The following is a 3,764-nucleotide window of genomic DNA, read 5'->3' on the forward strand; positions in this document are numbered from 1 at the left end:
TTCCACGTATCATAAGCTTGATCAAACAATACTCAAGGCGGAAGCTGTAGCAGATCAGCGGCCGGCAGCGCCGCCGGGACGAGATACGGATACGGAGCGGAAGAAGTGTTCATAGTCGACTGCGACTGTCATAATTACTGGTCAAGCGCTACTGTGTTGGAGCCCTATCTCTCCGGCTTGTGGAAAGACATGTTCATCGAGGGCGAGAAAACAGGGCCCGTTGGGGCCTTTCCGCATGGTCATCGGCCCTGGTTCCACCCGCAGGACTTTTCCCGCAAGGACATCCGTCCGAAAACGGAAGCCGACAACTATCTCATCATGAAAGAGAAGCACCTCGACAAATACAAAGTCGACGTGGCGATCCTGACCGGCGATGAGCCTATCGAGGCGTCGACCCTGGCTAACCCTTACTATGCCAGCGCTCTGGTCAGCGCTTACAACGATTATCAGATCGATCAGTGGTTGCCGAAAGACGATCGGTTCATGGGCTCGATCATCATCGCGCCACAGGATCCGAAGCTCGCTGCCGCCGAGATACGCCGTCTTGGCAGCCATCCGCGCATGGTCCAGGTTCTCGCCTCCCAGGGGTCCGTCAAGCCGTATGGCGACCCGTTTTACCATCCGATCTACGAAGCCTGCGCGGAAGTGGGGTTGCCATTCGCCATTCATCTGGGCGGGCATGGCGGCGTGAATTCAACTGCCATTGCTCCTGCTCCGACGACATTCTTCTGGGAAACGCATGCCATTCTGCACATGTCGGCGATGTCGCACGTGGCAAGCATGATCGCCCATGGCGTCTTCGAGAAATGGCCGGACCTCTACTTCGTGATCATCGAGTGCGGCGTCGCCTGGGTTCCATCGGTCCTTTGGCGCCTGGACGCCGACTACAAAGCGCTGCGCAAGGAGACGCCATGGCTGAAGATGCTGCCGTCTGAATATTGCCGGCGCAACATCCGCTTTTCCACGCAGCCGCTGGAGCAGCCTGCAAACATCCAACATCTCTGGTCCACGCTCGAAGCGATGGACGGCGAAAACACGCTGATGTTTGCATCAGACTATCCGCACTGGGATTACGACGATGCCAACACGCTGCAAATCCCTCCTGCATGGAAGAGCAAGATCATGGGACTGAACGCGCTGGAAGTCTACAAACGCATCCCCCGCGCGCAAGCCGCGAATGCCGCCTGAGGAAGCATACGATGCCCGAGAAGACATATATCTGCCGCGTCGACGAGATCGAAACAGGGTCTCCGTTCATCGCCAAGATCCGCAGCCTTTCGGTCGGGATTTTCCGCATCGGAGATTCATTCCACGCGCTGCTGAATGTCTGTCCGCACCGCGGCGCTCCGCTTTGCGAGGGGCCGCAATGCGGCACAACCGCGCCCGTTGAACAGGCGCAATTCATCTATCATCGCGAAAACGAGATCGTTCGATGCGCCTGGCACGGGTGGGAGTTCGACATCAAGTCAGGCGCGGCCTTGGTCGATCCCTCCGTTCGCGCGCGCACATTTCCAGTCACCGTCGAAGCCGGCGGCATTTACGTGACGGCCTGATTGGCGCAAGCCGATTGGGATTGGAAAAATTCGAAGGAAAGGTGGCGGAGCCAATAAGCAGATTTGTTAGCCGGTGCTTGACGAGAAAGAACGCGGGGAACTCCGCAATGGGAGAGTCAAATGTCAGAATCTGAATACAAGCTTGGTATCGCGCAAAGCCTGATCGGAGGCGGCAAGGTTTCCCGCCGCGACTTCATTCATCTTGGGCTGGCCGCGGGCCTGACCGTTGCCGCCGCCGACCGGCTGTTCGTGAGCACGGCGCGGGCCGAACCGATGCAGGGCGGCTTCGCCAAGCTCGGCATGGCTCATGGCGCGACGACGGACTCGATCGATCCGGCCGGCTACCCCGACACGTTCACACAAACCGCATTTTCGGGCTCGCTGTCCAACAGCCTCACTGAGGTCGACGCCAAAGGCAATGTCCAACCGGACCTCGCCGAGAGCTTTGAAACTTCGGATGGAGCCAAAACCTGGGCCTTCAAGCTGCGCAAAGGCGCAACCTTTCACAACGGCAAGACCGTGACGGCGGATGACGTCGTGACCTCCTTGCAATATCACATGGGCAAGGACACCAAATCGGCGGCGAAGTCGCTGTTGGACTCCGTCGCCGATGTCAAGGCGGACGGCCCGGAAACGGTGGTCTTCTCGCTCAAGAGCGGCAACGCCGATTTCCCTTACATCATGAGTGACTACCATCTGGTCATCATGCCGGCCAAGGACGGCAAGGCGGATTGGGCTTCAGGCGTTCGCACCGGTGCTTTCGTCCTCGAGAATTTCCAGCCCGGCGTTTCGGCCAAGCTCAAGCGCAATCCAAACTACTTCAAGAATGGCAAGCCCTATCTCGACGAGGTGGAGTTCATCGCCATCACAGATCTCGCCGCTCGCATGGCGGCGCTATCCACGGGGGAGGTGGACTATATCGGCCGCGCCGACCTCAAGACGCTCGGCATGTTGAAACGCAATCCCAAGGTGGAAATCGTCGAGGTCACTGGCTACGGGCACTATACCTTGCCGATGAATGTCACGATGCCGCCGTTTGATAATCCGGACGTGCGAATGGCATTGAAATGGGCGATCAATCGCCAAGAAATCGTCGACAAGATCTTTCTTGGCCACGCCACTGTGGCCAACGACAACCCGATCGCGCCGGCCATCAAATTCGCCAAGGATCCGCAACCGCAACACAGCTTCGATCCGGAAAAAGCCAAGCACTACCTGAAAAAGGCCGGAATGGAGAACCTGAAGGTGGACCTCTCGGTGGCCGATGCCGCCTTTGCGGGGGCGGTGGATGCGGCTTCGCTCATTCGCGAAACGGCAGCCCAATGCGGCATCGACGTCAATGTCGTGCGTGAGGCCGAGGACGCTTATTGGGACAATGTCTGGCTGAAGAAACCCTGGTGCGCTTCCTATTGGAGCGGTCGGGCAACCGCCGACTGGATGTTCACGCAAGCCTTTGCCGCGGACTCCAGCTGGAACGAAACGTTCTGGAAAAATCCCCACTTCAACGAATTGCTTGTCCAGGCACGCGCCGAGACGGACGAAGCCAAACGAGCGGCGATGTATGCCGAGATGCAGCAACTAACCCACGATGACGGCGGCAGCATCGTGCTGGTCTTCAACAATTTCGTCAGCGCCCAATCCAAAAAGCTCGCACACGGTGATGTGGCGCCCAACTGGGAGAACGATGGACTGAAAATGGCCGAACGCTGGTGGATCGCCACGGCATGAGATGGCGGGCCGGAGCCGCGATGGTTTTGAGGCTCCGGTCAGCTGGCTCCGAGTGCAGGGTTGCCGCCCAAAGGGAAACGCCACGCACATGAACCCCGTCGCAAGAACGGTCCTGCAGCGCCTTGGCCTCGGTCTGGTCACTTTGTTTATCGTGTCCATCATCATCTTCTCTGCGATCGCGATGCTCCCAGGCGACTTCGCCAAGGCCACGCTCGGGCAGTCGGCGACGCCCGAAACGGTCGCCGCGTTCCAGCGGGAGATCGGCATCGATCGTCCGCCTGTCGAGCGCTACTTCGCTTGGGTCGCCCAGATGCTCCATGGCGATTTCGGCTCTTCGTTTGCGAGCCGCACCGGATATCGGCGTACCGTGGCCGAGATCATCGCACCCCGCCTCTACAACACGATGTTCCTTGCAGCAGTGACGGCGCTGATAGCCGTTCCCCTGGCCTTGGGGCTTGGCATTCTGGCTGCGCTGTACCGCAA

4 protein-coding genes are annotated in these 3,764 nt (G+C 59.0%); all 4 read left to right on the forward strand.

Annotated features, from left to right (window positions below; translation table 11 throughout):
* Positions 1–105: 105 nt before the first annotated feature.
* The gene (locus EN932_RS31235; RefSeq protein WP_023809365.1) at positions 106–1,188 is read left to right on the forward strand and encodes an amidohydrolase family protein; all 1,083 of its coding nucleotides are present in this window, start codon (positions 106–108) and stop codon (positions 1,186–1,188) included.
* Between the two features lie 11 nt (positions 1,189–1,199).
* Positions 1,200–1,553 carry a Rieske (2Fe-2S) protein gene (locus EN932_RS31240; protein WP_023809364.1) on the forward strand — a complete coding sequence of 118 codons (354 nt, stop codon included), beginning with the start codon at positions 1,200–1,202 and terminating at the stop codon, positions 1,551–1,553.
* A 120-nt stretch (positions 1,554–1,673) separates the two neighbouring features.
* Positions 1,674–3,281, forward strand: coding sequence for an ABC transporter substrate-binding protein (locus EN932_RS31245; protein ID WP_128337943.1), 1,608 nt, complete (start codon positions 1,674–1,676; stop codon positions 3,279–3,281).
* Positions 3,282–3,369: 88 nt separating this feature from the next.
* Positions 3,370–3,764: ABC transporter permease (locus EN932_RS31250; RefSeq protein ID WP_164890715.1), on the forward strand; the 395-nt coding region annotated here is incomplete at its 3' end.

It is taken from the genome of Mesorhizobium sp. M7A.F.Ca.US.002.01.1.1, assembly GCF_004022955.1.
Taxonomy (GTDB): Bacteria; Pseudomonadota; Alphaproteobacteria; order Rhizobiales; family Rhizobiaceae; genus Mesorhizobium; species Mesorhizobium ciceri.

What these genes read in the sequence shown, in the direction of transcription:
- EN932_RS31245 (WP_128337943.1), top strand. Translation starts at nt 1,674, where the DNA reads ATGTCAGAATCTGAATACAAGCTTGGTATCGCGCAAAGCCTGATCGGA.
- EN932_RS31240 (WP_023809364.1), top strand. Translation starts at nt 1,200, where the DNA reads ATGCCCGAGAAGACATATATCTGCCGCGTCGACGAGATCGAAACAGGG.